Annotated in this window: 22 protein-coding genes; 9 read left to right on the plus strand and 13 right to left on the minus strand. The window is 60.2% G+C overall.

The features are described 5' to 3' along the window. Positions 1 to 52: 52 nt before the first annotated feature. A complete protein-coding gene (locus tag ACZ5WW_RS21240; protein ID WP_377162625.1) occupies positions 53 to 2,971 on the plus strand; it encodes a M28 family peptidase in 2,919 nt (972 codons plus the stop codon). Positions 2,972 to 2,996: 25 nt separating this feature from the next. Here ACZ5WW_RS21240 and ACZ5WW_RS21245 read toward each other — a convergent pair whose 3' ends face one another. Together ACZ5WW_RS21245 and ACZ5WW_RS21250 are read right to left on the minus strand one after the other, a co-directional pair. Next, positions 2,997 to 4,037, minus strand: a complete 1,041-nt coding sequence (locus tag ACZ5WW_RS21245; protein WP_377162627.1) for a hypothetical protein — start codon at positions 4,035 to 4,037, stop codon at positions 2,997 to 2,999. Positions 4,038 to 4,109: 72 nt separating this feature from the next. After that, positions 4,110 to 5,654 carry a DUF1549 domain-containing protein gene (locus ACZ5WW_RS21250; RefSeq protein ID WP_377162628.1) on the minus strand — a complete coding sequence of 515 codons (1,545 nt, stop codon included), beginning with the start codon at positions 5,652 to 5,654 and terminating at the stop codon, positions 4,110 to 4,112. A 92-nt stretch (positions 5,655 to 5,746) separates the two neighbouring features. Between ACZ5WW_RS21250 and purD the strand changes: the two genes are divergently transcribed. Next, positions 5,747 to 6,997 (plus strand): phosphoribosylamine--glycine ligase, encoded by a 1,251-nt coding sequence (gene purD / locus ACZ5WW_RS21255; RefSeq protein ID WP_377162630.1) that lies wholly within the window; start codon positions 5,747 to 5,749, stop codon positions 6,995 to 6,997. A gap of 55 nt (positions 6,998 to 7,052) precedes the next feature. Here the strand turns inward: purD and ACZ5WW_RS21260 are convergent, their stop codons facing one another. Next, a complete protein-coding gene (locus ACZ5WW_RS21260) occupies positions 7,053 to 8,462 on the minus strand; it encodes a DUF362 domain-containing protein (protein ID WP_377162632.1) in 1,410 nt (469 codons plus the stop codon). A 74-nt stretch (positions 8,463 to 8,536) separates the two neighbouring features. On the opposite strand from ACZ5WW_RS21260, the gene ACZ5WW_RS21265 reads away from it, so the two are divergent. Both ACZ5WW_RS21265 and ACZ5WW_RS21270 read left to right on the plus strand, forming a co-directional pair. After that, the gene (locus ACZ5WW_RS21265; RefSeq protein ID WP_377162634.1) at positions 8,537 to 9,232 is read left to right on the plus strand and encodes a M23 family metallopeptidase; all 696 of its coding nucleotides are present in this window, start codon (positions 8,537 to 8,539) and stop codon (positions 9,230 to 9,232) included. Between the two features lie 31 nt (positions 9,233 to 9,263). After that, positions 9,264 to 9,857, plus strand: a complete 594-nt coding sequence (locus ACZ5WW_RS21270) for a hypothetical protein (protein ID WP_377162636.1) — start codon at positions 9,264 to 9,266, stop codon at positions 9,855 to 9,857. An 11-nt stretch (positions 9,858 to 9,868) separates the two neighbouring features. On the opposite strand, the gene ACZ5WW_RS21275 is transcribed toward ACZ5WW_RS21270, so the two are convergent. After that, on the minus strand, positions 9,869 to 11,377 hold the full coding sequence (locus tag ACZ5WW_RS21275) for a DUF7133 domain-containing protein (RefSeq protein ID WP_377162638.1): 1,509 nt from the start codon (positions 11,375 to 11,377) through the stop codon (positions 9,869 to 9,871). Between the two features lie 22 nt (positions 11,378 to 11,399). Then, the gene (locus ACZ5WW_RS21280) at positions 11,400 to 12,956 is read right to left on the minus strand and encodes a PA14 domain-containing protein (RefSeq protein WP_377162640.1); all 1,557 of its coding nucleotides are present in this window, start codon (positions 12,954 to 12,956) and stop codon (positions 11,400 to 11,402) included. Between the two features lie 124 nt (positions 12,957 to 13,080). Here ACZ5WW_RS21280 and ACZ5WW_RS21285 point away from each other — a divergent pair, with 124 nt between their 5' ends. After that, positions 13,081 to 13,626: a hypothetical protein gene (locus ACZ5WW_RS21285; protein ID WP_377162642.1), complete on the plus strand. Its 546-nt coding sequence runs from the start codon at positions 13,081 to 13,083 to the stop codon at positions 13,624 to 13,626. 6 nt (positions 13,627 to 13,632) lie between these two features. Here ACZ5WW_RS21285 and ACZ5WW_RS21290 read toward each other — a convergent pair whose 3' ends face one another. Next, positions 13,633 to 13,893 (minus strand): hypothetical protein, encoded by a 261-nt coding sequence (locus ACZ5WW_RS21290; RefSeq protein WP_377162644.1) that lies wholly within the window; start codon positions 13,891 to 13,893, stop codon positions 13,633 to 13,635. Between the two features lie 141 nt (positions 13,894 to 14,034). Between ACZ5WW_RS21290 and ACZ5WW_RS21295 the strand changes: the two genes are divergently transcribed. After that, on the plus strand, positions 14,035 to 14,418 hold the full coding sequence (locus ACZ5WW_RS21295; RefSeq protein WP_377162646.1) for an ATP-dependent Clp protease adaptor ClpS: 384 nt from the start codon (positions 14,035 to 14,037) through the stop codon (positions 14,416 to 14,418). Between the two features lie 10 nt (positions 14,419 to 14,428). On the opposite strand, the gene ACZ5WW_RS21300 is transcribed toward ACZ5WW_RS21295, so the two are convergent. After that, positions 14,429 to 15,697 carry an MFS transporter gene (locus ACZ5WW_RS21300; protein ID WP_377162648.1) on the minus strand — a complete coding sequence of 423 codons (1,269 nt, stop codon included), beginning with the start codon at positions 15,695 to 15,697 and terminating at the stop codon, positions 14,429 to 14,431. Positions 15,698 to 15,816: 119 nt separating this feature from the next. Between ACZ5WW_RS21300 and ACZ5WW_RS21305 the strand changes: the two genes are divergently transcribed. Then, positions 15,817 to 16,347 carry a ferritin gene (locus ACZ5WW_RS21305; RefSeq protein ID WP_377162650.1) on the plus strand — a complete coding sequence of 177 codons (531 nt, stop codon included), beginning with the start codon at positions 15,817 to 15,819 and terminating at the stop codon, positions 16,345 to 16,347. A gap of 9 nt (positions 16,348 to 16,356) precedes the next feature. Here the strand turns inward: ACZ5WW_RS21305 and ACZ5WW_RS21310 are convergent, their stop codons facing one another. The 6 genes from ACZ5WW_RS21310 to ACZ5WW_RS21335 form a co-directional block, all read right to left on the minus strand. After that, positions 16,357 to 18,864 carry a BatD family protein gene (locus ACZ5WW_RS21310; RefSeq protein WP_377162652.1) on the minus strand — a complete coding sequence of 836 codons (2,508 nt, stop codon included), beginning with the start codon at positions 18,862 to 18,864 and terminating at the stop codon, positions 16,357 to 16,359. Positions 18,865 to 19,016: 152 nt separating this feature from the next. Next, positions 19,017 to 21,029: a VWA domain-containing protein gene (locus ACZ5WW_RS21315; RefSeq protein ID WP_377162654.1), complete on the minus strand. Its 2,013-nt coding sequence runs from the start codon at positions 21,027 to 21,029 to the stop codon at positions 19,017 to 19,019. Positions 21,030 to 21,034: 5 nt separating this feature from the next. After that, positions 21,035 to 22,063 carry a VWA domain-containing protein gene (locus tag ACZ5WW_RS21320; protein ID WP_377162656.1) on the minus strand — a complete coding sequence of 343 codons (1,029 nt, stop codon included), beginning with the start codon at positions 22,061 to 22,063 and terminating at the stop codon, positions 21,035 to 21,037. Continuing rightward, entirely contained in the window at positions 22,060 to 22,599 is a 540-nt protein-coding gene (locus ACZ5WW_RS21325; RefSeq protein WP_377162657.1) for a DUF4381 family protein, read from the minus strand. Before ACZ5WW_RS21325 ends, ACZ5WW_RS21320 begins: the two co-directional genes overlap by 4 nt. 17 nt (positions 22,600 to 22,616) lie before the next feature. Continuing rightward, the gene (locus ACZ5WW_RS21330) at positions 22,617 to 23,537 is read right to left on the minus strand and encodes a DUF58 domain-containing protein (protein ID WP_377162659.1); all 921 of its coding nucleotides are present in this window, start codon (positions 23,535 to 23,537) and stop codon (positions 22,617 to 22,619) included. Positions 23,538 to 23,550: 13 nt separating this feature from the next. Continuing rightward, a complete protein-coding gene (locus ACZ5WW_RS21335) occupies positions 23,551 to 24,552 on the minus strand; it encodes an AAA family ATPase (RefSeq protein ID WP_377162661.1) in 1,002 nt (333 codons plus the stop codon). A gap of 125 nt (positions 24,553 to 24,677) precedes the next feature. Here ACZ5WW_RS21335 and araD point away from each other — a divergent pair, with 125 nt between their 5' ends. Then, positions 24,678 to 25,376, plus strand: coding sequence for an L-ribulose-5-phosphate 4-epimerase AraD (gene araD / locus ACZ5WW_RS21340; RefSeq protein WP_377162663.1), 699 nt, complete (start codon positions 24,678 to 24,680; stop codon positions 25,374 to 25,376). Between the two features lie 21 nt (positions 25,377 to 25,397). Then, positions 25,398 to 25,643 carry a hypothetical protein gene (locus ACZ5WW_RS21345; RefSeq protein WP_377162665.1) on the plus strand — a complete coding sequence of 82 codons (246 nt, stop codon included), beginning with the start codon at positions 25,398 to 25,400 and terminating at the stop codon, positions 25,641 to 25,643. Positions 25,644 to 26,029: the final 386 nt, after the last annotated feature.

Raw genomic sequence — 26,029 nt, forward strand, 5'->3', positions numbered from 1 at the left:
CTCAAAGTTTCTGCAAACATCCTCGCCGGACGTATGTTCTTTCTCTCAAACCATGCGCCTGCTCGCCTTCCTGTTCTTCTCCACTGCCGTCCTTGCCCAGACCGAGGCGGATTTCCTGACAAACACGCGCCAGCTCACCTTCGAGGGCAAACGCTCGGGGGAGGGCTACTTCTCCGCCGATGGCACCAAGATGATCTTCCAGTCCGAGCGCGAGGAGGGAAACCCCTTCTATCAGATTTACCTCATGGATCTCGAAACCGGCGACCAAGAGCGCATCTCCCCCGGCATGGGCAAGACCACCTGCGCCTGGATTCATCCCGATGGCAAACGCGTGCTCTTTGCCTCCACCCATACCGATCCCGACTCCAAAAAGCTGCAAGCCGCTGAGTATGAGGAGCGCAAGAACGCCAAAGTCCGCCGCTACTCCTGGGACTACGACGAGCATTACGACATCTGGGAATACTCCTTGGTGGACAAATCCCTCAAAAACCTCACCCACATCCGCGGCTACGATGCTGAAGGCGACTACTCGCCCGATGGCAAAAAAATCGTCTTCGCCAGCAACCGCCAGGCCTACGAAACCAAACTCAGCAAGGAGGACGAGGAGCGTCTCAAGATCGACAAGCAGTACTTCATGGAGATCTACACCGCCGATGCCGACGGTTCCAACGTGAAGCGCCTCACCGATGCCCCCGGCTACGATGGCGGCCCCTTTTTCAGCGCCGATGGCAAACGCATCTGCTGGCGCCGCTTCACGCCCAAGGGAGACGTTGCTGAAGTCTGGACCATGAACGCCGATGGCAGCGACCAAAAAGCCATCACCAAGCTCGGCGCCATGAGCTGGGCTCCCTACTTCCATCCCAGCGGCGAATACCTCATCTTCACCACCAACCTCAACGGTTTTGCCAATTTCGAGCTCTACATCGTCGATGCCGCTGGCAAGCACGCCCCCGTCCGCGTCACCACCACAGACGGTTTCGACGGCCTCCCTGTCTTTACGCCAGATGGCAAGAAGCTCTCCTGGACCAGCGGTCGCGGGGCAGGGGGAGCCTCCCAGATTTACCTCGCCGACTGGGACCACGACCACGCCCTCACCGCCCTCGGCCTCAAGACCGATCCCCAGGCAGTGGTCGCCAAATCTCCCGAGCCCGATTTTGCCGCCACCGCCGCCGAGATCCGCCCCGAAGACATGAAGCAGCAGGTCACCTACCTCGCCAGCGATGCCCTCGGCGGCCGGCTCACCGGCACCGAAGGCGAAAAACTCGCCACCCAGTATGTCGCCGATGTCTTCCAGAAAATCGGCCTCGCCCCCATGGGCGATGACGACACCTACTTCGACAACTTCGACTTCACCGCCGGCGTCGCCCTCGGCGATGGAAATTCTTTGAAACTCGGCGACCAGTCTTTGGCCGTTGATCAGGACTGGAAACCTCTCTCCTTCTCCCAAAACGGCGAGGTCAAAGCCGCAGGCATCGTCTTCGCCGGTTACGGCATTGAAACCCCGGACGAAGCCACCGGCAACGACGGCAAGAAACTGGAACCCTACAGCAGCTACGCCCACCTCGATGTGAAGGACAAATGGGTGCTCGTTTTCCGCTACCTGCCCGAAGGCATCACGCAGGAGCGCCGCAACGACCTCAGCCGCTACGCCAGCCTGCGCTACAAGGCGCTCACCGCCCGCCAGAAAGGTGCGCGCGGCTTGATCGTCGTAAGCGGCCCCAATTCCAAAGTAGTGCAGCAGCTCTCCCCTCTGACCTTTGATGCCTCCCTAGCCACCAGCGGCATCGCCGCCATCAGCATCACCGATGCCGTCGGCGACAAGCTCCTCGCCAGTGCCGGCAAGAACCTCAAGGAACTCCAGGACAAGCTCGACAATGGCGACCTCATGGGCGGCATCGACTGCAAAGGTCTCACCCTCTCTGCCAATATCGTCATCCAGCAGGAGAAGAAAAAAGGCCGCAATGTCCTCGGCGTGCTGCCTTATGGCGACAAACCCGATCCGCACGTCGCCCCCCTCATCGTTTGTGCGCACGTGGATCACCTCGGCAGCAGCGGCGGTTCCAACTCACGCGCCAAGGGCGATGAAGTGAACAAGATCCACCACGGTGCTGACGACAACGCCTCCGGCACCTCCGCCGTCCTCGAAATCGCCCAGTGGCTCGCCGATCTGAAAAAGCAGGGCAGGCTCCAGCTCAAGCGCGACATCATCTTCGCTGCCTGGAGCGGCGAAGAGCTCGGCCTCCTCGGCAGCAATCACTTCGTCGAAGTCTATGCCAAGATGATCAAGGGAGACGCCAACGCCAAGCTCACCGGCATGTTTGCCGCCTGCCTGAACATGGACATGATAGGCCGCTTCCAGAAGACGCTTGTCATGCAGGGACTTGGCAGCAGCTCCATTTGGGCCAAGGAAATCGAAAAACGCAATGCCCCCATCGGCCTGCCCATCACCACGCAAAACGACGCCCACCTTCCCACTGACAGCACCGCCTTCTACCTGCGCGGCATCCCCACGCTAAACGCCTTCACCGGCTCCCACGCCGACTACCACATGCCCAGCGACACCGCGGACAAGATCGACTACGTCAATGCCGCCAAGATCGCCAAGCTCATGGGCCTCATCGCCCGTGGCATCGCCACCACCGATTCCCCTCCCGACTACGTCGCCATGGAGGCCCCGAAAAACCAGGGGGCCCGCACCGGCCTTCGCGCCTACCTTGGCACCATCCCAGACTACGCACAGGGAGACATCAAAGGCGTCAAACTCAGCGGTGTCTCCCCCATCGGCCCCGCCGCCAAGGCAGGCGTCAAAGCCGGTGACATCATCATCAAACTCGGCGGCAAAGACATCACCAACATCTACGACTACACCTACGTCATGGGAGATCTCAAGATCGGCAAGGAGACAACCATCAGCGTCCAGCGCGAAGGCAAGGAAGTGCAGATGAAGATCACCCCCGGTTCCAGGGACTAGCATCTGATCCAACGCCGGAGCCGGATCAAAGGTAGAGGGATTCCTGGGCCACTTTGCCTTTGCGGCGGATGGCCTGATGCCAGCCGCTCGCATCGTTCAGCACGATCCAGCGCCGCTCTTCCGTGCGGTAAAACCAGTCTTTGTCCTGCTGGAAGTAGATCTGGCAGCCTTCGCGCTCAAGAATGTTGATGATCTCGTTGCTGTGGGATTCCGTGTCACTGATGTCTGTGGTCGCCTTCTGTCCCATCTCGCTGTAAAGATGGTTCAGATCGAGCAGCAGTGACGCCACATCCGGGTCCATGGGCAGCGCGTTGAGTCCGATCTTCTTGGCTTCGTTGATGAGAATCGGATAGGCGTGGGACGGATATTTGGAGTTCAGCGTCGCAGCGATCTCACTCCTCCGGCCCTGGTCCTGAATGTGGTGGGAGAGGATCTCCTCGCAAAGCATCAAGGAAAGCGAGTCTGCCCGGTCCACCGCACCGATCACCAGCGGGTGAATGTGCTGGAACAGCGCATGATAGGGGTTCATGTCGCGCGTGGCGTTCTCGTTTTTTCGCCAAAGGTTGATGATGCGCTTCACTTCGTCCAGGCTCACGCTCACACGGTCATTGTCGCGGTCGATCGGGGACAGATCGTGGGTCAGTGAGGTGTCCACCGCCGTCAGATAAGCGATGGCCCCCATCTGAATGTCCTCCGCCCCCAGGGCGATCATTGTGGCTGCGGAGGCGCACTCAAGAGGCACCAGGGCTACCAGCCTCTGGCAGTAGCGGCGGATGAGGTTCACCATGCGCAGCGCCGCGCGCCCGTTGCCGCCGTCGGATTTGATGAAGATGAAAATCTTCTCCTGCATGCCGATGTGTTCGAGCAGCTTGAACAGTGCCGTCACATCACTGTGGCAGACGGATCCACGCGGTCCGTTCCAGTAAGTCAGCAGCTTGCCACCCAGGCGTTCCTGGATCTTCTTGATCATCGTCTGCGTCTTGTCGAACAGCACCGGCGGCTGTTTAAACCTGGCGGCTGCGCCGTTCTTCCTGCTCTTGCTGTCTTTCGTCCTGGTGGTTGGCATGGCGGGTATGATCTTGTGGTGGTAAGTCTTAACAACTTCCACGTAGCGTCTGCAAATGCTACATCAGCAAACTCACGGCCTGAACATGAACTCCCGTGTGTTCAGCAGAGCCCAGGCGATGTCCTGGGCCGCCGTCTTTGGCGACTCACTGCGGTGCTGCTGGGCGGCCGCTTTTTCCACGCCGCTGGGATAGCGGCCGAGAAAGGAAATGAACAGATCTTCGGTGGACATATCCGCGGGCTCGGCGTCCACGGTGTTTTGCATGTCCGGGCTGTTCATCATGAACCGGGCGAGTTCATGCGAGAGCGGAGTGATGCTTTCATCAGACCACTCACGCGAGCCGCGGCCCAGCATGCGCAGGGGATGCTCCAGCGGCGGCACCTGCGGCAGTTGCCCACTTTTTTCGGCAGACACTACGTCCCAGATCACTTCGGCGGGCAGCCGGCGGATGTGAGGTGCGGGCACCAGAGAGCTGCTGTTCCAGTCAGTGTTCATGACGATGCTGGAGCGCTGGTACGCATCAGTGCGCGCCAGAATGCGCTGGAACTGGCCGATACGATAGCCGCAGCGGCGGAATTCATCCGCCAGCACGACTTCGGCATTGACCGCCGAACGTTGGGCGAAGTTTTGGCCGATCCATGCAAGACTGTTGGGATGCACCGATGCATAGCAGCACCTGCGAGTGGCGGGAATGTCAGATCTCTCGTGTACTTCCTCCCATGAAGGGGCCGGATCGCTTCCGCCCACGGTGCGGTCCACATGCTGGCCGGGCATTCCAAACAAGCTGCTCCATATCCGCATGGCGGCCACGTAGCCAAAGCGCCGGCTGCTTTCATGCGTGATCCAATGCGCCACCTGCATGTGCGGGTCCTGGTCGCGTTTCATGGCAGGTGCGGGCTCGCGGGTCATCTGAAGCAGCCTGGGCTTCACCTGTTCCCCCGACTTTCCATCCCGGTACTTGTATTGTGATGGCAGCCGGATGTTGTCGAACTGGTCATTCTGAGTGAAGCACGCGGCAAACTGGTGGCTCTCCATCTGCGTGTGGTCGTTGAAGGGGTGATCGTGGCACTGCGCACAGTGCAGGTCTTCCCCCAGCACAGCATAGGCTGTCTCCACGCCGGTGCGGTAGGCATTGCCTTCATCGCGGCGGCTCATGTGACCTTCGCCGATCAAATAGGTGATGATCTGATCATACGGCCGGTCATCCGCCGCCGCCTGCCGCAGCCAGGCGATCACGACCTCGTCTTCCTTCACGCGAAACGTCTCCGCCAGCATGCGGAAGCGTACCTCGGCGGCTCCGGGTTCCTTGAGCAGGGCATCAGTCAGCAGGGCTCGTTTGGCTGGGACGCCACTCGTGAGAAAGCTGCGTACCTCGTCTGGCCTCGGCAGTCTGCCGGCAAGGTCGATGCAGGCACGGCGCAGAAAGACGGCATCGTCGGCCAATGGCGGCAGGGCAGGCAGAGGCGTGCGGTTGTGCTGGCGCTGCTGCTGTTGCGCCGTCTGGTAGTCACGCACCAGCGCAGCGTCGATCCGCGTGGCCGGGGTGTCTGCACCGACGTTTTCCTGGCGCATGCAGGAGAAAAGTGCCACAGAGCTCAGAAGAAGGCTGCGTTTCATGCTGCCTCCAACGTCCGGGGCTGAAAGTTCTTAGAACCCGGCCTCTCGTGCAGGCTTGCGCTGCCGCCCCGGCGCGCTAAGCATCCCGGCCCATGAAAATCCTCGTTACTGGCAAAGGCGGACGCGAACACGCACTCATCACGGCGCTCAGCGAATCGCCTCAAAAGCATGAACTCTTCGTCTATCCGGGCAGCGACGCCATCGCCACCCTCGCCACCCGCGTGGACGCCGCCAGCCTGCCCGAGTTGATCACCTGGATGAAGCAGAACAACATCGACCTCTGCATGGCCGGTGAAGAGGCACTCCTCGTCAAAGACGGCGGCCTGTCCAATCTTTGTGCCGAGGCCGGCATCCCCTGCTGGGGCCCCCGCAAGGAAATCGCCCAGCTTGAGGCCTCCAAGACCTTCGCGAAAAAGTTCCTCAAACGCCACGGCATCCCCACGGCTGATTTCACCATCTGCACCAACGCCGCCGAGGCCAAAGCCGCTCTCACGGAGCTCCCCATCGTGCTCAAGTTCGATGGCCTGGCCGCCGGCAAAGGCGTCGCCGTCTGCACCGCCAAAGACGAGGCCGAGGCTTTCGTCGATGACGTCATGGAAAAGCGCTGCTTCGGCCCCGGCGATCTGCTCGTCGAAAAATGCCTCACCGGCCCCGAAATCTCCGTCTTCGCCTCCGTGTGCGACGACAAATATCAGATCCTCATGCCTGCCCGTGACTACAAGCGCATCCGCGACAACGACCAGGGCCCCAACACCGGCGGCATGGGCGCCGTCGCCTCGCTCGAACTTGCCGATCCCGCCCTCATGCAGCGCATCGAGCTCGAGATCGTCCAGCCCACCGTGCAGGGCATCTTGAAGGACGGCCTCAAATATCGCGGCTTCCTCTACTTCGGCCTCATGCTCACCCCCACCGGCCCCCAGGTCATCGAGTACAACTGCCGCTTCGGCGATCCCGAAGCCGAAGCCGTCCTCCCCATGGTGCGCGGAGACTTCGCCACCTACGCCTTCGAGGCCGCCAAAGGAAATCTCCAGCCCGACCTCATCCGCTTCGAGCCCGGCTGGAGCATCTGCCTCATCAGCGCCAGTGCCGGCTATCCCGCTACCTCCCGCTGCGGCGACGTCATCTCCGGCTTGGAATCCGTCAGCGGCGCTCGCGTCTATCACTGCGGCACCAAAAAGAACACCGCAGGCCAGTTCGAGACCAATGGCGGCCGCGTCCTCGCCGTCGTCGCCCAGGGGGCCACTCGCGTCGAAGCCCGCGATAAAGCCTACGCTGAAAGCACCAAGATCACTTTCGATGGTCTCCAGCGCCGCTCAGACATCGGCAAGATGCATTTTGAGTAAGCTCTGAGTGGAGGAGGGATCTTATGGATCCCTCCATCCGTGGGGGGGGCGTGCTTCAAGCACGCTTCCCCATCCGCGCCAGCCTCTCATCGCTCTCCAGATGACCGCTCCACCCAAAGTGGCACTGAAACTCAAAGCAGTCCTTCATCTCCTCAAACGGTCCCTTCCACTCCGCCTTGTTTGAGGCCACCGTGATCTCTGACGGCCTGAATCCCACAATCGGCAGACGCTTCACCTCAAACGCATCCTTGAGCAGCCGCGTCTTCTTCCAGTTGAGCCCCATCAGTTGCGCGCTCACACAATCCACCGCCACCGGATGGGTTCCCGCGATGATGACACCGCTTGCCACAGGATCGCACGACATCGGCCCGTCTCCATCTCCGCCGATGATCCCGTCCACAATCGTCAGGTAGCGCAGCGGCTTCTCCCGCTTCTCGCCACGTCCGTCGAAATAGAAGAAGCACTTGTGCAGGTCCAGGATCATCCGCCACGCCGTGTTGTTCCCATGCCAGTTGCCGGAGCGCACGACCTCCTTCGTATCGCCAAACACCATCCGCCCCAGCTTCTTCAGCGGCACAAAAAGCTTGGAGAGAAAGAACCGCCCAAAGAGGATCTTCTTAGCATTCCGCATCAGCGTCCCTTCCAGCGCCCGCTTGGCGGTGGATTCCGCAAACTGGTCGCCGCCTTCCGCTGGCGTACCCTCCGTGTGGCGCGGCAGCCAGTTCGTGCGCGGCGTGGTACCCACCAAGTTCTTCAGCGCCACCGTCAGCCCCACCTTCTTGTGTGTCTTCAGCTTCGGCACATTGATCAGCACATCCGCGTTCATCGGCGTGCGGCAGATCCGGTATTCATGGTGCGGGTCCGTATGCTGCCGGTTCGTTGTCGCAAAATCAAACGACGCCCCATACAGCTTGCCCAGGCCGGGATGCCCTAGAAACTCGCTGTCCTCATCCAGGTGAATGTCCACGGCCCCGGACGGATCACTCGGCAGTTCCCGTTTCGCGATCGTTACCCCGTCATCAATCGTCCATTCCTCGCAGCGCATGTCAAAAAGCAGGAAGGCCACTCCAGGAAACTCCTTCGTCAGGTCCGTTACCATGTCATCCAGCCGGTGCAGCCTGCGGATGGTCGCAAACGACGAATCACTCTGCGGTGCATCACACAGCGTCACAGAGCCACGTCCCTGCAGCTTCTTTGCCGCCCACCGCGCCACTTCGCGCACTACCAAGGGGTGTGTGATGATCGTCAGCCAGCCGCCTTCATCCTCCGGCTTGCTCGCATTGTGCTCCTTCACCCAGTTCGGCTTGATCACCACCCGGTCCCCCGGCTTGATGAAATCCGCCGAAAGCTCCAGCGCGTTGATCGCGGCCTCGATCTGCTGACGGAGGGCATCGGCGTCATCATAGCTGGCTGGGCCGTTGAAGACGGAGACTTTGGGGGCACCAAACGAGGATGGGGAGATCATGTTCAAAGATAATGCTGACAATAAAGGGAGGCACGTTCCCTTTGCAACGCCACCGCAGCCCTCGAATCTCCCGCATGCAGACACTGGTGCGCATCATGCGAGTACTTTTACCCCTGACTCTCGTGGCGGTGCTGCTTGGCATCATCTGGCTGCGTTTCAGGAGCGGGTTGGCTCAAAAGACCAGGCCGCTTGATCCTGCATTTCTTCGCTTGGCACCGCTCGAAATAGCTGCTTTGCCCGTGGCGGCACGCTTTGACATGCCCATGGGGTCTGAGCATGGCGCACTAACTTACAATGCCCAGCCCTTTCGCATCCAGCGTCATCTGGGAGACGATCTCAACGGCATCGGCGGCGGGAACTCGGATTTGGGAGATGCTGTTTACGCAGCAGGGGCCGGTCAGGTGGTCTATGCGGGAAGTCCCGGTCCAGGTTGGGGCAAAATGATCTTCATAGCTCATCGCCTGCCTGACGGAGACGAACTCGGCCCCGTCGTTCAGACCGTTTACGCCCACCTGGCAACCATTGAAGTGCAGAGCGGGCAGCAAGTGGAACGCGGCCTCCGGATAGGCACCGTTGGCACGGCTGAAGGTGCCTATTTGGCACATCTGCATTTCGAAGTGCGGCTCGGTCCTTATGTGAATCCTGGACAAGGATATGCTGATACTCCTCTCAATCGGGTTTCGCCTGAACAGTTCATTCGAGCACGTCGGGCAGGATCAGATCAATTGCTAAATCCCACGCCAGAAAAATCTAAAATGCCAAAAAGATGATTTGAAGGAAGACCATTTGAATCCGTCATTCATGCAGTCTCTCCCACTCATGCGCCTGATCTCCATTGTTTGCTGTCTGCTGGTCTTGGCGGTTTCGCCAGGATTGAGCCAGCCGGTGAAATCGACTCCGGCCGCAGTCAGTTGCGAAACTCTGTGTGGAGAGCTGTTCACTTCGATCCGCATGGAGCCGGACAAGCTGATCATGAGACTCGAGGAAGCCCTGGTCATTCATGAGGCATGTGCCGGGGAGATCGTCACTGCGGCCATGGATGCGGTGAATGCCGAGCCCGGTCGCGTGCGCAAAATTGTTGAAACCGCCATGGACCTCGCCCCGGCTCGGGCGGCCGTTATCACCGCTGCGGTGAAAAACTACACGTCCCCCGTTGTGGTGGCTGCTGCTGAGGAGCATGAGGAGGTGAGACGTGCGGTCTTGCCGGCAGCTGAGCCCCCCCGTCCTATGGACGGAGAGCAGGTGCGGCGTGCCGAGCTGCCATTGCAGACCCGCAGCATCCCCATCGTCGAAGTGCGGCGCGCTGAACCTGCGGCGGCCATGGAATTCAGTGAGCAGCAGCCCGGGCCATCCGTGAAACTGACGGATGTGCCCAAGGCGGCGCCGCTGAAGTAGGCAGCGCGTGATTACTTCGCCGGAATTTCATTCAGCGTGTAATAGCCCACCTTGTGTAGCAGCGGCAGCTTTTCCGCGCTCCGCACACCGTCCAGGTGCAGCTCATGGATATGCCCCTTGGTCAGCGGTGAGATGGTCAGACGCACCGATTTTCCATCCTCAGAGACCTTTGCAGCCGTGATTTTGGGCAGGATCTCATCGACTTCATCGCCGCCATACTGCTCGCGGTACGCATAGGTAAACTCACGCATGCTGTAGCTCTTCGCATCGCCGGCCGTGGCCGGATCCACCGGCTGTGTGAAGGTCAGTTCAAATCCGTCCGGCTTGGCATGCATTTCATGCACCTCAAAGGGTGTTTTCCCGGTCCATTCGCATTTCTCAAAACAGAAAGGCTTTCCCCCGCGTGCACCCCAGCCGCGGTCACTGCCGCCCACAAACACGCGCCCCTCTTCGTCCATGCGTCCGCCGATGATCCCGCTCGCAAAGCCGCTGCGGAAGGGAATCACCACCCCCTGCTTGATGCCGTTCACCGTTTCGAGATACACACGGCTCAGATTGCTGTGGCTCTGATCGGCGATGAAAAGCTGCTTGCTGAAGGGGCCAAATTTCCCCCCGCTCAGGTCGCAGATGATGGCGCTGGCAGAGTTGCCGACCTTTCCGTGCACCAGATACACCGCTGGCGGCAGCAGCTGCTTGATGCGCTGCCTCTCTATCACCATGCGGTCAGGGTCTCCACCCGGCCGGTCCTCCTTGCGGCTGCGCTCTCCCTGGAAAGCCTCCGGCAGGGGATCGATCGGCCGCGGCCCCATGTTCGGCGCCAGATCATACCAGATGTTCCCACCGGGATGCCCCTGGAAAGTCCCCGGCACCAGATGCTGCAGCGTGCATGAGCCATGCCATGGCCCCTGGTTGTCGCAGTAATAGACTTCGCCGTCTGCATCAAACCCCACGCCCCCCGGACTGCGGATGCCCGAGCACGTCGGCACCATCGTCCCGTCAGGCTTGATCCTCAGCGCCCATCCCCGAAACGGCACCGCGCTGCTGAAAGACCCTGTCAGGCACAGCGTCACCCACAGGTCTCCTGCTTTGTCAAAGCGGCTCCCGATCGCATACTCGTGGTAGTCTCCGGAGACGCCCCAGCTGTCGTTCACGTTCTCAAACACATCCGCTCGTCCGTCATGGTCGGTGTCTTTCAGCCGTGTGATCTCATAACGCGTGGTCGCATACAGGTTCTTGTCCTTGGGATTGTAGGCGATGCCCAGCACCTCGTGCAGGCCTGAAGCAAACAGCTTGTAGCTGACGTTTGAGGCATCATTGCTCCCTGCACCGCTCACGATCCAGATTTCACCCCGGCGTGTGCCCAGCGCCAGCTTGCCGTCCGGCATCAGGTCGATCGAGCCTACCTCCATCGCCGTCTCCTTCGGCGTGTCAAACGTGGTGATCTTGTAATAGTCAGCCTCCACTGGATCTGCGGCCAGCAGTGGGGTGCAAAGCAGGGAGAGAATAAAAAAACGTTTCATGGCAGTGCAAAAAGGCAAAAGGTTACTGTGCCCACTGGTAGGTGATGATCATGATGCCGGTCCGGCCGGGAATGACGAGGTTCTTTCCGGCAATCTGTGCGCCGGCGGCGCTGATGAGGCATGACGGCGTGCCCTTGAGGGTAAAGACGCCATCCTTGCCCTCCAGCGCTCCGCTGCCAATTCGATACCAGGCATTGGCGGGCAGTTTGCCGGAGACCTTCACGGTGCGTATGAGTTTGGCGTTCCCATCCGGCTTGTTGCCGTCGCCCACGGCTTGGAAAGACTCCTCCACTTCCGCCCCCTGCCACGCATAGCGGAATGTCGGACTCCGCTTTGTGTCCAGCGAGTAGCCCCTCCATTCAAATCCCTCATGGCGCTTCACCTTGCCCCATTTCGGCCATTCAGCTTCCGGCTTCTCTGTCACAAAAAACGCCGGCGTCACCTCTCCTGTCGGCTGCAGCACATCATACCCCAGCGGCTTTTCGTGGCCGCCACCGCGTGAGTTCCAGTGACGGGCTGCGTCCATGAAGGCCCCCCGCCAGATCAGCGCCAGGTTCATGCTTTCGGCGCTCCATGCCAGATTCACTCCGCCAGGATAGCCCACACCGATCCCGCGGTTCCCGGCTCCCTGGATGAAGTTGCGGTACATCACCGTCTCATCCTTCACCACCAGCGGGATCGGATCGAACTCCTTCTGCTTCTTCGCGCCGCCCTGCCATTTCGGGTGCAGCCATTTGGAGAGCGGCGTGATCTGCGTGTCCGCCGCCTTCCACGCCGCATACAGCTCGATCTGCCCGCCGGCTTGGAAATACTCCAGACGGAACTCATGCTCTCCTTTCTCCAGTGTCAGCCCTGCCTCCTTGATGTCTCCCGAAGGATGAATCCCGTCATACTCCACGATCTTCTTCCCATCGATCAAGATGCGCGCACCGTCGTCGCTGGAAAGATAAAAACGATACGATCCTTTCTTCGGAGCGACCAGCTTCCCCGTGAAAACCACCCCAAACTCATTCTTGTAGTCGTCCAGCTTCACCTGCAGCAGATTGTCCTCAATCTTGCCCTCCCGGTGCGGCTTCAGCTTCGAAAAATCCGGCAGCTCTTTCCAGTTTCCCAGGTAGAGCGCAAAGTGCAGGTCATGCAGCGTGTCCCCCAGCGGGGCCACTTTCAGCACACCGCGCATCGTCAGCGCGTGACCAGGAAACGTGCAGACATACGGATAGCTGCCTGGTTTTTCAGGAGCAGAAAAGCTCAGCACCTCCTTTTCATGCGGATTGAGCATCTTGGAGTGCGCCCAGATGCGCGGATCATCTGGCAGCCAGTTCCGCTTCAGAGCCTCCTCCGGCTTTTCCATCTGCTTCATTGCCATGGCGGCCGTGTCGGTGCCCGGCTTGCAAAAGACCACGTTGTGCGGGAGGTCATCCCCGTTTTCAAAGGTGATTTTCACTGGCTGGCCCGGCTGCACGAGCATTTCGGTGGTGTCGTATTTCATCTGCGCCGTCATCGTTTTCAGCGCAAAAACGGCGGGTTCGGCTGCCCGCACGGTGGCGGCTAGGAGAATGGCGAAAAGCAGGCGGGTCATAAGGAACGCGTTTAAACGCAGGTGGTGCAGGATGCCTTGCTAAAATGCACCGTCAAAGCCCTCTGTTTGAATTCCTCCTCACTTTGGGCTTGGCGCAGGCTGCGGAATTTGGTTATCTTCCCTCATGCAAAACTGGTATCTGCTCAAAGCCTCGGACAAGGAAGTTTATGAAGCCAAGGATCTCGAAACGCTGCGTGGTTGGGCTGCTGATGCCAAGATTTCCCCCCTCGACAAGATCTCCAGCGACAACCGCATGAGCTGGCAGCGTGCGCCCATGATCGCGGAGCTCCAGATGGATCTCCTCGTTCAAATGCCCGACAACTATCTCTACGGCCCGACAAACGTGGCCACCATTCAGGAGTTTCTGGCCACGGGTGAGATTGATGAAAACGTCACGATCATCAACTGCCTGGACAACACGGAGTCACGCCTGGCGGATTTGTCCTGGTTCCAGGCCAGCCCGCATCATGTGCGCAGCGCCGCCACGACTTTCATTGGCACCGGGCGTCCGGATGACAAGAGCACTGTCGGAGATGTCATGCAGCAGTCACGCATTTCCACTTTGGAAAAGCAGGTGATGGAACTGCAGCGTGTGGTGGATGAATGGCAGCAGGCTTACAATGGCCTGCGCCAGCAATACGTCGAAGCAACCGGCCGTGAGCCGATGTGATCTGACTCAGGCTTCGTCGCTGGTCTCGCTTTCACTGCTCAGGCCCGGGAGATCCTTGGCTTTGTCGGCGTAGCGGTCAAAACGGTTGGAAAGGATCAGCAGGGTTGGGGCCCACAGCCCGATAAAGATTCCCAGACGCTCGGCGTGCGCCTCCTGCTCTGGCGTGTCTCCGTTGAAAAACCACCAGCTCCAGATGGAGAGGATGACGGAAAGCATGCCTGCCTGAAAGCAGATGGTGCTGAGGGTTCGGCAGATGGAAGGATTCATGAATTAAAGTCTGGCACACAGACAGGGCCTTTTGCAAGCAATCCTCGTTGTCAGGTCAAATCCTGCGGACTAAAACGCAGCCGCAGGCGTGCGGCGCTCTCAGCCCTTGAGAATCGGCCGTTCTGTGGCATTGTGCCTCTGATGATCTACTCTGCAGACATCCGTGGCGCTACCGCTCCGGTGACGCCACGGCAGCCTCGCGTGGCTCCGCAGCAGCCTCGTGTGCAGCCGCTTGCAGCTCCGCCAGCCTTGGAGCCTCCTTGGCATGTCATCCTGCTTGATGACGACTGGCACACCTTCGAGTACGTGATCGAAATGCTGCAAGTCATCTTTGGCCATCCCCGGCAGCTCGGCAGGCGAATGGCCGAAGAAGTGGACCAGCGAGGGCGCGTGATCGTCGCCACCGTCCACAAGGAGCTGGCAGAATTGCGACAGCAGCAGATTGAAGGTTACGGGCCCGATCCCAAAGAGACCAATCCTCAAGGGCAGGTCTCCATGAAGGCTTTGATCGAGTGTTCGGAATGATCTTTCCTCTTCAGTTCTGCCCCCGGGGTTCGGGAATGCCGCGTAAAATCAGGATGGAAACGACTGACATGGCTGCTGCCAGGGCGGCGACCATGTAGAACGATCCGCTGAGCGAATGAATGACTCCGCCCAGGCTGGTGGCGAACATCAGAGACCACACGTTGCAAAAGCCCAGCATGGCCTGCAGCGTCGAACGGCGCTCCGGCGGGCAGAGTTCCGCAGTCAGTGTCAGATCCCCCACGCGGTCCAGAAACAGGCCGAAGCCGAGAATGAAGTAGGCAGCGGTAAAGCCTCCGAATGACTGGGTCTGGCTGGCCCAGATGCACATAATGATGCAGATAAGCCGCGAAAGAATCAGCAGCACCCTGCCTCCTTTGTGATAGCCCAGCCATGCGGCCAGCATGCTGCCGAGGATGGTGCCGATGTTTTGGCAGGACACAAAACTGCCTTCATCCGCCTCAGGCCTTCCGGTGGTGTGCAGCGCATGCAGCGTTAGAAACGAAACCACCATCAGATACCCCATCCCGGTAAAGCGGGCTGCGATCAGCCTGAGCAGCTGCGGCTGCCTGCCCAGCAGGCCGGGCAAACTGCGCAGGTAGCTCCAGTAGCTTCCGGTGTGCGGGTGGTAATGGTGTGCCGCTGGCAGCTCGCGCATGAACGACTGCGAGAGCCAGGACAGAAACAAAAAGCCGAATGTGATCAGGTGCAGCACCGCATAGCCTCGCTGCCCCGGCATATGGCTAAGCACCTGGTGGATCACCGCACCGGCCACCATGCCGATGCACGCCTGCGTGATGTAGCGTGCCGCCCAGCCCGCTGCACGCACCCGTTCCGGCACCATGCGCGTGACCATTTCCATCCATGCCACCACGCCTACGCCTCCGATCAGGCCTGAAGCTACCGGAGTCAGCACCACCAGCGGCAGCAGCCATGCCCCGGCATCCTGCCAGTGCCATAGCAGCAGCCCCGTGATGAGATATGGCAGCCTCTGCAGGATGCCGAAACCCATCACCCACGGCTTGAACCTCGTGAGGCGCTCGACCAGGGGAGAAACAAAGAGCCCGGCCATCGCAAACGCTGCGGGCAGGATGGCGGGCATGATTGCGATGATCGCAGAGCGCCCGCCGAGCTGTTCCACCATTTTGGGCATCACCGTCTCCGGCTGGAGAAACGCCACCCCCCCCATGTACAAACCGCCCTCCAGGCAGTGGCAGATGAAATTCCGCCGCACGACCTGCGGGTGGTGTTGAGGGTGTGGGGCTGCGGTGTCTGCGGGCATCGCGGTGGGGTGGGCTCATCGTGGCGTGGACTGGCGCAAATGAAAGCGAATCGTCTTTCATCTGTCTTGCACGCAGGTTCCATTGCTGATTCAATAGGTTCATAACCCAAGAAAACGCTATGACACTCAATCCAAAGCTTACCAAGCTGCTCAATGAGCAGATCAACAATGAAATGTCCTCCAGCTACGTTTATCTCGCCATGGCGGCTTGGTTTGAGCAGACTCCCTACTCCGGCTTTGCCAAATGGATGTTCGCGCAGAGCCGCGAGGAGACCATGCATGCGCTGAAATTCTACCAGTATCTTGTGGATCGCGATGCCAAGGTCGAGTTCCAGCCCATTGCCAAGCCCAAGATGGACTTCAAATCTCCTCTGGATGTCTTCCAGCACAGCCTCAAGCAGGAGCAACGCGTCACCCAGCAGATCAATGATCTCTTTGAGGTCGCGGAGCAGGTCAAAGACCATGCGTCAAAAAACCTGCTTCTCTGGTTCCTCAACGAGCAGATGGAGGAAGAAAAAACTGTGGGGGACATGCTCGAACGCCTCAAGCTCGCCGGCAATGACACAGCCAGCCTCCTTGTCCTCGACCGCGAAGCAGGCGGCCGCCCTGGCGCAGGTGCTGCCTCGGAAGGGGCGGGAATCGGAGCATGATCCGCTCCTTTACGGCAGCAGCATCATGTCCCACGGCCACAGCGGTGTGTACGTGGCAGACTCGATCCACCCGCGTACAGGTTCGTCTTCGCTCGGGACTTCGACATAGCTCCACGCTCCGCGTTTTTCCAGCAGCCTCACCTGGCTGCCGGGCGGGAGGGCAACGACATTGCCCGAAGTGACCGTGGCTGATGTGTAGGCGTTGACGTCGCGTGCTGTCACGACCATCACATCCTTGACACGGTCGCCCGGCGCAGGGCGGATGGCGGCAAAGGTGGCAGACGGAATGAAAACCAGCACGCCGAGGAGCCCGAGTATCAGTGCGTTGGCACTGCCTCCCCCCTTCTGCGACTGCGAAGCAGCAAGAATCCAGCGCATCAGCGCCAGAAGGACGATCCATACGCCTGCCGATGCAGCAATGACCCAGGTGTTTTTGCTCAGCATCAGGCTCCATTCAGCCAGCGGTGACTTTTCCCCAAAGCTGAAAAAGCGCAGCTTTTCATCAAGGTGCCGGAGATTCTGCCGCACTTCAGGGTTCAGCGGATCCAGAAGCTGCGCACGCTGGTACCATAGCGCAGCACGCCCCATGTCCTCCTGTCTGTAGCGGGCGTTGGCGATCAGCGTAAAGACCTCGGAGCTCAAAGCAGGAGGGTGCTGTTTGGTGAGTGATTCGCCGAGGTACTGTGCCTGGGTGAACTTGCCCTTCTCCAGAGCCTCCCGTGCCTGCTGATAAACTGCATCAGGAGAGGCTTCTGCCGCTCCAGCATCAAAGGAGAAGATGGCCAGTGTGGCGATGAAAATGGCGCTGCGTTTCAGCAGCGGCGCCAATGTGGACAGGATGCGGTTGCGCTCACCCGCCCCTAGTGGCTGCCCTGGCGTGGAGGTGCCCGTAAAGCTTTGGGTCTCGTAGCGGTGGATGATCTGCCGTAGCGCCTCGTCCTGTATTTCACCGGGCTGGCTCCGGTGAATGAAGTGGGCGGCCCGTTGCAGAAAATCACGGTCTGCCAGATGACTCTCTTCTAGGCCGCGCCAAAGATCTTGCAGCTCTCCTCTCAGCCCGCTCATCGCTTCCTTGCGGTGACGGCGGTACCACGTGAAGAGTGTCGCCAGAATCACGAGGGCCGCCGGGATGGACTGAATCGCCCAAAAACGTGAACTCGTGGTCAGAGGGGCGTTGGCCGTCGCGGGGCTCAGCCATCTGGCCTTGGCCGGAATGTTCATCAGAATGTCGCTGATCTGCGGCTTCGGCTGCTGCACGGCAGGCGGCTTGGGCGGCTCTGTTCCGGCAGCCGCTTCCACCGCTGCAGTGGCTGTCGCCATGGTGCCTGGCTTGACGCGCAGCGCTATCGGTGACGTGCGTGCGGAAATATATTTTTTCTGCGTGGGGCTGAAGTAGCTCAGCTCAAAAGGTGGCAGCTCCTTGTGCACTTTTTCCGGCACAAACACCATCGAGTAGCCGATGCGGCGCTGGAGGGCCGGGGTCAGATTGGGGTCGATGGGCCCGTCCACATTGTAGCGTCGCGGGGGGTAGGCTTTCCATCCCTCGGGCGGCATCATGCTGGGCGGATTCAGCGCTTCAAAATTGCCCGATCCATCGATGGTGATGTCCACCGCCAGCGGATCTCCAACACCAAGCTCGTTAGGAGTCGCGGTGGCGCTGATGCTGAAATCACCCACTGCTCCGGTGAAATTCTCAGGCTTGCCCTCCGTCGGCAGCGGCAGCACTTTGACTTTCACCTCCTGGCTTTTGACCACGTGCTTGCGCGGCTCCACTCCGCCCATGATCACGCCAAACGGCAGCCCCCGGCTCATCTGCCGCTGGGTGTTTTCGTCCAGCACCTCGTACAGCAGTTCACAAGTCGCCGGGCCCACCTTCAGGTCTCCCGCATGCAGAGCGGAGAGGGTGCTGCGGTAGGTGATCACAATGTAGTCGATGTCGTTGATCCGCTGGGCGTTCTGCTCGGCCTGCTGCGGAAACCGGGCGATGGCAAAATCATTCTTGTTCACATCGATCAGCCCGATGCGCCGCAGCATCACCCCTCTGCGTGGCACAAAAAGGCTGGCGCTGATGGGCACCACCTCGCCTTGATAGACTTCCGTTTTACCGACCTCGATCTGAAACAGCGGAATGCTGGCATCTTCGGCTGCATTCGGCGTGTTGGCTGGAGACTCCGTGACGATGAAACGAACTTCGTTGGTTTTGAGGATCTCTCCGTTGACCAGCACTTCCTGCGGGGGAATGACGAATTCGCCGGGTTCGCTGCCAATCACTCCCCAGGAAAATTGCGTCGAAACGATCTCCTGCCCGCCTCGGATGACAGAACTCTGTCGTGTGGTCAGTGCAGTGCTCATTCCGACCTGCACAGGAAGCCGCAGTTGCGGTTCGCTCTGGATGACGCCGTTTTGCACGGAAATGACGTAGCTGACTTCCTGCCCGGTGTGCGCGTGATCGGGCTGGATGTAAGCGCGGATCGTCGCTGCGGACGCACTGCCGGTGCTGAGCAATATCAGACACATCAGCCCCTCCAGAATGCGGGAGAGTGTGTGTGCCCTCCAGCTGCCTGGCCTCGGGCTCTCAGCCCTGGCTGCTGACCGTTTCCGGATTGAATGGAGATCGAGGCTTTGAGTCATTCGAGTTTGGGATTTCGTGCGCCATTGCCGAAGACGGCTCACCAGTCTTTTTTGTTCGGCGGCGGTGTGTGGTAGCGGGTGGACAGCGGAGCAGTGTTCTCATCCATGTACTGGAGGATGTATCTTTCGGCCTCTCCTGGGGTATAGCCAGTGCGTGGGTTGCGCTGGTCGCTGGTCATTTTCTTCGGGTCTTTGTTCTTGTCCTCGTCAGGCATCGCCACGGCTTTGCTCTGCGGCTCTTTTTTCCCGTCCTGGTTACCACCAGCAGCCTGGAGCCGCCCTTCAGGCAGTTCTTTGGCGTCCTTCCCACCGATGCCGTCATCCGCTTCCTTCTTCTCGCCTTTGATTTCCTTGGGCTCCTTGGGTTCCCCCTGGCCGTTAGGGTCGCTGCCTTGCTGGCCGTCCTCTTGTTCGTCGCCCTCGTCACCTTCTTCCCCTTGCTGGCCTTCACCCTTGTCACCTTTCTGCCCTTTTTGCCCCTTCTGGCCTTTGTTACCTTTTTTACCCTGCTTTTCTTCCAGACGCTTCAGTTCCTGGCGCAGCTGGGCGAGCATTTTGTCCGCATGGTCTCGGTTCTCGCGCAGGTTCTTGTTCTCAGGATCGAGCTCCAGAGCGGCGTCCAGGTGCCGCAGCGCGTCAGTCCAGCGCTGGAGCGTGATCTTGGGCTGCTGCTGCAAACCTTTCACCCCTTGATCATACAAAGTCTGCGCCAGTCCCCGGTGCGCCCTGGCTCGCAGCGACTTGTCCTGCGTGTGGAGTGCTTCGCTGAAATTCTTCACGCTGCCATCGTAGTTCGTGAGATCATGCTCCGCTGTTGCGAGGCCGTAGAGGAGCTCATCGCGGGAGCGCGCATCGAAGTCCTCGCGTTGCAGCAGCTTTCTGTAGATCTCGCGCGCCTTTTCAAACTGGCCGCTCTCAAGTGCTTTGCGCGCCTCGTCAGGAGTCGGGCCGCCAGACTGGAAAAAGAATCCCAGAAAGTCTGAAGCCACCGCTGCCTGCGCACTGGGTGCGGGCGCAAAGACGGCGACTGCCATCGCCAGCACGGCCGGACGTGCGGCGGCAGAGCGGGGCAGGGCGCTGATGATCCAGGCAAGCATGAGCAGGAATATACCCAGACCGAGGGGCCAGGCAAAGCGCTCAATTGGCTTTGACTTCTGCCGGTTGGCAGACTCCTGCTCGGTCAGGCGGTCCAGCACAGGCTGGATCGCCTGGCGGCTCAGGGGGCGGGCGTCCAGTTTCAAAAACCGTCCTCCCGTGGCGGAGGCCAGCTGCTGCAGGACACCGCTTTGCAGCTGCGAGCGCACCACATTGCCAGCCTCGTCTCGGATGTAGTCGCCCTCCACTTCGGGATCTGGAATGAGCGTGCCGCCTTCAGTGCCGACACCTACGGTGACGACCACGACTCCGGCCGCTGTGAGGCGTTGGATGTACGAGGTCAGATTGGCGTCGGCATCGCCTCCATCGCTGAAAATCACCAGCGCATAATTGCTCTTTGGCAGGCTTTTGATGGCACGCAGTGTCACCTCCAGCATGTCCGCCAGATTGCTCCCGCCCCATTCGACGATCGTGTGGTCAAAGGCCAGCAATGACTCGATGATCGCGTCATGATCCGTCGTGAGCGGCGCCTGCAGGTAGGCGCGGCCGGCAAATGCCAGCAGGCCAACCCGCTCGCCGGGGAGTTCCATGATAAGGTCGTGCGCTGCCAGCCTGGCACGCGTGAGACGGTCTGGCGGCACATCACGCGCGAGCATCGAGCGCGATGTGTCTATCGCGATGAAAATGTTGCGCCCCTTGTCTGGGGTCTCAAGCTTTTCCTCCCCCCACCGTGGTTGCGACACCGCGACGATGAGGCATGCCATGGCCATGATGTATAAAAAATACGCGAGCCAGGAGCGCCAGCGCGACCGGCCGGTGACGAGCCCCGTCCGAAGGCGCTCCGCGGTGAACAGCCGCTCGGCCTTGGACCCCTGCGCATCCACCAGCAGTTTCAGCCCCACCAGAGCGGGGATGATCAGCAGGAACCAGAGCAGGTGTTGATGGGCAAAGCTCATGACGATCAGGTGGCGACTGGCTCCGGGGCCGAATGCAAAACGGTCAGGGAAAGCAGCAGCGCGAGAAACAGCGAGATGGCGGATACAGCCAGCGGCCAGGGAAAAAGCTCTTCGGTTTCGACGATTTTGTGATGCTCGATCTTGGTCTTTTCGAGCTTGTCGATGGTGTCAAACACGTCGCTCAGCGAGCTGAGGTTCTGCGCCATGTAAAACTGACCGTTGCCAATCGACGCCACTTCCTTGAGCGTCTCCTCATCAAACAGCTGCTGCCCCACTGGCGTGAAGGTGCCGCGCCTTGGGTCTGGGATGCTGTGAATGCCCGGCGTGCCAATCGCGATGGTGTAGATCTTGATGCCGAGCGTGGCGGCCAGCTTCGCCGCCACCTGCGGGCTCAGCCGGCCGGAGTTGTTCGCGCCGTCGGTCAGCAGCACGATCACCTTGCTTGGAGACTTTTCACGCCGCATGCGGTTGGCGGCGGAGGCGATGCCAGACCCGATCGCGGTCCCGTCACTCACACGCTGTGTCTGCACTCGGTCGAGGTTGTTGATCAGCCAGTCACGGTCCAGAGTCAGCGGGCAGGGCAGGTAGGTCTCCCCTGCAAACGCCACAATCCCGATCTTGTCGCTGCGGCGGCCTTTGATGAAGTCCGCCATCACTCGCTTGGCCGCCGTCAGCCGGTTCACAGGCTGCCCCCCGATGTAGAAATCCTCGATCAGCATCGAAAGCGAAACATCCACCGTCAGCATGATCGCGATGCCCTCGGCCTTTTCCTCCTCATAAGACAGGATTTTCTGCGGGCGGGACAGCGCCGTGATGCCGAAGGCCACGCTTACCAGGATGAGCCCAAAGACGAAGCCGCCCAGACTGCTGCGTGCCGGCCGGCCAAGATCACGCAGCAGCGACGCGGTGGGAAATTTGATGGACGCCCTTTGGCCGCGGGAACCACGCAGCAGGGCCAGCAGCGGCACCAGTGGCAGCAGCAGCAGCCACATAGGGTGGAAGATCTGAAAATTGGGAAACCCCGGGATGATCATGGCTTCTCCTCCTGCATGCGTGCCAGCGCCTGGTCAAGAAGCGCGGCCGATTCCTCCTCCGTGCGCGGAGACGGCATGAACGATATCTCGTCACACAGATGAGCCACCGGCTCAAAACGCTCGCGCCACACTCCCTGGGACCGCGGCACCGGCATTCCTGGCAGTCTCTCCATTTTGCCATCGAAAATTTCGCGTGTCGTACGTGCCGGGGCTGGCACGGCGTAGCGCTCGTGCAGGTAGCGCCGCAGGATCTGGGACACCCTGTGGCTCATGTCCTGTGGAGGGACGGATTGAATGCGTGCGCGCAGTTCGTTCAGTGCTTTGAAAGCTGCGGTCCATGGCTGCCGCAGCGGTGCTGGAGGCTCCTCTTTGGGCCGGATCAGTAGCCACACGATGATGAAGATCAGCAGGCACAGCATCACCAGGGCAGCCCACGGAATCCACCACGGCGGCGGCAGCTGCACACTGTCAGGCGGCGGCAGTTCAGGGTGCGGCATCGGGGCAGGGCCCGTCAGCTGCGCCAGAAGCGTTTGCATCACAAAAAGCGCGGCCTTCATCCACGTTTCCTCCTTTTGCGAGAGCGGAAATAGGCCTTCAGCGCGGGCGCGTAATCTTCATCTGTGCGCACCGTTATGCGTTCCACACCGCAGCGCCGCAGCAGCTGCACCAGCGCGTCCTGCCGCTCGGCAAGCCGTTGCGCATACGCGTCTCGGACAGCGGGGTGGGACGTGTTGACAATGATTTGCTCTCCGGTTTCCGGGTCCTCGAGGCACACGCGTCCTGCGTCCGGCAGTGTGATCTCGCGCGGGTCCAGGATCTGTGCCACCACCACATCATGCTTGGCTGCAACAGCCCGCAGGCTTTTCTCCCAGCTTGCGTCAGGGGTGATGAAATCCGAAACCAAAATCACCAGGGCCCGGTGGGCGATGCGCTCTAGCGCGAGGTCCAGGGCGGGCCTGATGTCCGTTCCCTGCTGCTTCGGTTCGTTGCTTAAAATGTCACGCAAGATGCGCAGCGCATGCGGGGCGCCCTTCATTGCGGGCAGATAGTGCTCGATGCCGCTGGAAAACAGCGAGAGCCCCACCTTGTCCTGGTTCTGCACGGCGCTGAAGGCAAACACGGCCGCAATCTCCGCCGCCCGTTCGCGTTTGGAGTCTTCCTGGCTGCCGTAGTCGCCGGAGCCGCTGACATCGACGCAGATCATCACCGTCAGCTCACGCTCCTCGACATACTTGCGCACAAACGGATCATTCATGCGTGCCGTGACGTTCCAGTCGATGAAGCGCACATCGTCTCCCGGCTGATACTCGCGGAAATCGTCAAACTCAATGCCCTGCCCCTTGAAGCGGGAGTGGTACTGGCCGCCCAGCATTTCTTTGACCATGCCACGAGTGAGCAGCTCGATGCGCCGCACGCGCTTGAGTATGCGTGTGAGTCTGGCGTCGTTGTCGTTCTGCACAGTTTCCCGGTTCACGGTTTGGCCAGTGTTAAGGAACAGGCAGCTTGTCGAGCAGGGTCTTGATCACATCATCCGTGCTCACACCTTCCGCCTCGGCCTCGTATGAAAGCAGAATGCGGTGGCGCAGAATGTCTGGGGCCAGGTCTTTGATGTCCTGCGGAATCACGTAGTTCCGTCCGTTCAGGAAGGCCAGCGCCTTGGCTGCCAGCGCCAGGTTGATCGTGCCTCGCGGCGACGCGCCGCATCGGATCAGCAGCTTTAGGTGCGGCGCCAGCGCTTCGGGGTGCCGCGTGGCATGGATCAGGGCGACGATGTAGTCGCGGATCTTTTCATCCATGAACAGCGAGTTCACCACCGCGCGGCTCGCGCTGATCGCGCTCACATCCGTAACCTGGTTCACATCGAGTTTCGGTGCCGAGGTGGCCATCGCATCCAGCACCATGCGCTCTTCCACCGGAGTCGGGTAGGTCACGCGCACCTTGAGCAGAAAGCGGTCAAGCTGGGCTTCCGGCAGCGTGTACGTACCTTCCTGGTCGATGGGGTTCTGCGTCGCCAGCACCATGAACGGGTCCGGCAGTTTGTGGGTGTTTTCTCCGATCGTGACCTGCCGCTCCTGCATGGCTTCAAGCAGGGCGCTTTGCACCTTGGCCGGCGCGCGGTTGATTTCGTCAGCCAGCACCAGGTTGGCAAAGATCGGTCCCAGACGTGGGGTGAATGTACCGTCTTTCGGGTGGTACACCATCGTGCCAATCACATCTGCAGGCAGCAGGTCGGGGGTGAACTGAATCCGCTGAAACTTGGCTTTCAAGGTCCCGGAAAGGGTTCGCACAGCCAGTGTCTTGGCTATGCCCGGCACACCTTCCAGCAGTACATGGCCGTTTGTCAGCAAGGCCACTAGCAGGCGGTCCACCAAAGCGGTCTGGCCGACCAGCACACGGGCGATTTCGGTTCGGAGCGGCGCCACCCAGAGGGAGGCTTTGGAGATGGCTTCCTGATCAGGAACAGCTTGGGGGGCGGCGGAGGCAGGCATGTGTGTGTGCGGTACAGGTCAACGGGGGCGTTCCCCGCGTCAACCTTCAAGGATCAATGTATTAACGCCCCACAAGCCGGTTTATGTTGCTGGAATTGTAAGACGTTTGGGCTTTCATGCCGCCAATGACCCTCAAAGATCTCCGTCAGCAAGTCTGTGAAGCCAACCGCGCCCTCGAGCCCAGCGGCCTCGTGCGTCTCACCTGGGGCAACGTCAGCGGCATTGACCGCTCGTCTGGCCTCTGGGCCATCAAGCCAAGCGGCGTGGACTATTTGGAGCTCAAACCTGCCGACATCGTCGTTCTCGACCTCGAAGGACAGGTCATCGAGGGCAGTTTGCGCCCCTCTTCAGACACCAAAACGCATCTCGTGCTCTACCGGGAGTTCCCCGAGATCGGCGGCATCACCCACACCCACAGCCTGCATGCCACCATGTTTGCCCAGGCTGGTCGCGAGCTTCCCTGCTATGGCACCACGCATGCAGACCATTTTCACGGCACCGTCCCTCTGGTGCGTGCGCTCACCCCGGCCGAAGTCTCTCAGGATTATGAGCACTTCACCGGCGTCGCCATCGTCGAGCGACTGCGCGAGCTGAAACTCAGCCCGCTCGAAATGCCCGCCGTATTGCAGCTCCACCACGCGCCCTTCACGTTCGGAAAAAGCGCCATGGATTCTCTAAAAAACAGCATCGCCCTCGAAATGTGTGCCCACATGGCTTTGGGCTCTGCCAGCCTGCATCCCACCATAGGCTCCATACCTGGGCACATCCTGGAAAAGCATCATTTGCGCAAGCACGGACCGGACGCGTATTACGGACAGAAATAGCCACCTTCCCTTTACCCGCACATGAATACTTTCAGCACCCGCGTCTCCCTCCGTTTTCAGCGCCATTTGCTGCTGCCTGGCCTGCTGGGCGTGTTCCTCATGGCTGGATGTTCCAGCGAAAGAAGAGATCGGCTCTGGCAGACGCTCGACCCGGCTGGCTACAAGCATGCTCATAGCGAAAGCTTCAATGGAGCCAGAGCCGTGCCGACTCCTGATTTCACCAGGACAACCAAGAGCAACGACATCCCATTGGAACTCGACGAATAAAAAAACTGGAAACGCAAAGCCCGAATCGTTAAGCGGTCCAGGCGCTTCAAATAAAGCATGGCTTAGTTGGGGGGCTTCAGCCTACCCCCTTATGTTTAGGGGTGACCAGCCCCAGATTACCAGCCTCCCCCCCATCATGCCCCGCACCTTCGCAGGGGCTCGGTGCGGCGCGGGTGAGTGCTTCCTCATTGAAAATCAGCGTTATTGCAGGCGTCTGGCTCTTGGCGGTTCTCGCCGGCAGCCTGTTGATGGCCCAGTACTCCCAGACCGCCGGTGCGGCAGGCTCCCCGCCATCTCATTGGCCGGAGACCAGTCAGATGCCCCTCTCACCGGGGCAGCCCACCCTGGTGATGTTTCTGCACCCGCGCTGCCCCTGCTCCCGGGCC

Source organism: Prosthecobacter fluviatilis (genome assembly GCF_055388355.1).

What these genes read in the sequence shown, in the direction of transcription:
- ACZ5WW_RS21320 (WP_377162656.1), bottom strand. Translation starts at nt 22,063, where the DNA reads ATGATCATCCCGGGGTTTCCCAATTTTCAGATCTTCCACCCTATGTGG.
- ACZ5WW_RS21280 (WP_377162640.1), bottom strand. Translation starts at nt 12,956, where the DNA reads ATGACCCGCCTGCTTTTCGCCATTCTCCTAGCCGCCACCGTGCGGGCA.
- ACZ5WW_RS21240 (WP_377162625.1), top strand. Translation starts at nt 53, where the DNA reads ATGCGCCTGCTCGCCTTCCTGTTCTTCTCCACTGCCGTCCTTGCCCAG.
- ACZ5WW_RS21250 (WP_377162628.1), bottom strand. Translation starts at nt 5,654, where the DNA reads ATGAAACGCAGCCTTCTTCTGAGCTCTGTGGCACTTTTCTCCTGCATG.
- ACZ5WW_RS21275 (WP_377162638.1), bottom strand. Translation starts at nt 11,377, where the DNA reads ATGAAACGTTTTTTTATTCTCTCCCTGCTTTGCACCCCACTGCTGGCC.
- ACZ5WW_RS21265 (WP_377162634.1), top strand. Translation starts at nt 8,537, where the DNA reads ATGCAGACACTGGTGCGCATCATGCGAGTACTTTTACCCCTGACTCTC.
- ACZ5WW_RS21285 (WP_377162642.1), top strand. Translation starts at nt 13,081, where the DNA reads ATGCAAAACTGGTATCTGCTCAAAGCCTCGGACAAGGAAGTTTATGAA.
- ACZ5WW_RS21335 (WP_377162661.1), bottom strand. Translation starts at nt 24,552, where the DNA reads ATGCCTGCCTCCGCCGCCCCCCAAGCTGTTCCTGATCAGGAAGCCATC.
- araD (WP_377162663.1), top strand. Translation starts at nt 24,678, where the DNA reads ATGACCCTCAAAGATCTCCGTCAGCAAGTCTGTGAAGCCAACCGCGCC.
- ACZ5WW_RS21305 (WP_377162650.1), top strand. Translation starts at nt 15,817, where the DNA reads ATGACACTCAATCCAAAGCTTACCAAGCTGCTCAATGAGCAGATCAAC.
- ACZ5WW_RS21300 (WP_377162648.1), bottom strand. Translation starts at nt 15,697, where the DNA reads ATGCCCGCAGACACCGCAGCCCCACACCCTCAACACCACCCGCAGGTC.
- ACZ5WW_RS21325 (WP_377162657.1), bottom strand. Translation starts at nt 22,599, where the DNA reads ATGCAAACGCTTCTGGCGCAGCTGACGGGCCCTGCCCCGATGCCGCAC.
- ACZ5WW_RS21270 (WP_377162636.1), top strand. Translation starts at nt 9,264, where the DNA reads ATGCAGTCTCTCCCACTCATGCGCCTGATCTCCATTGTTTGCTGTCTG.
- purD (WP_377162630.1), top strand. Translation starts at nt 5,747, where the DNA reads ATGAAAATCCTCGTTACTGGCAAAGGCGGACGCGAACACGCACTCATC.
- ACZ5WW_RS21310 (WP_377162652.1), bottom strand. Translation starts at nt 18,864, where the DNA reads ATGTGTCTGATATTGCTCAGCACCGGCAGTGCGTCCGCAGCGACGATC.
- ACZ5WW_RS21345 (WP_377162665.1), top strand. Translation starts at nt 25,398, where the DNA reads ATGAATACTTTCAGCACCCGCGTCTCCCTCCGTTTTCAGCGCCATTTG.
- ACZ5WW_RS21260 (WP_377162632.1), bottom strand. Translation starts at nt 8,462, where the DNA reads ATGATCTCCCCATCCTCGTTTGGTGCCCCCAAAGTCTCCGTCTTCAAC.
- ACZ5WW_RS21290 (WP_377162644.1), bottom strand. Translation starts at nt 13,893, where the DNA reads ATGAATCCTTCCATCTGCCGAACCCTCAGCACCATCTGCTTTCAGGCA.
- ACZ5WW_RS21315 (WP_377162654.1), bottom strand. Translation starts at nt 21,029, where the DNA reads ATGAGCTTTGCCCATCAACACCTGCTCTGGTTCCTGCTGATCATCCCC.
- ACZ5WW_RS21295 (WP_377162646.1), top strand. Translation starts at nt 14,035, where the DNA reads ATGATCTACTCTGCAGACATCCGTGGCGCTACCGCTCCGGTGACGCCA.
- ACZ5WW_RS21245 (WP_377162627.1), bottom strand. Translation starts at nt 4,037, where the DNA reads ATGCCAACCACCAGGACGAAAGACAGCAAGAGCAGGAAGAACGGCGCA.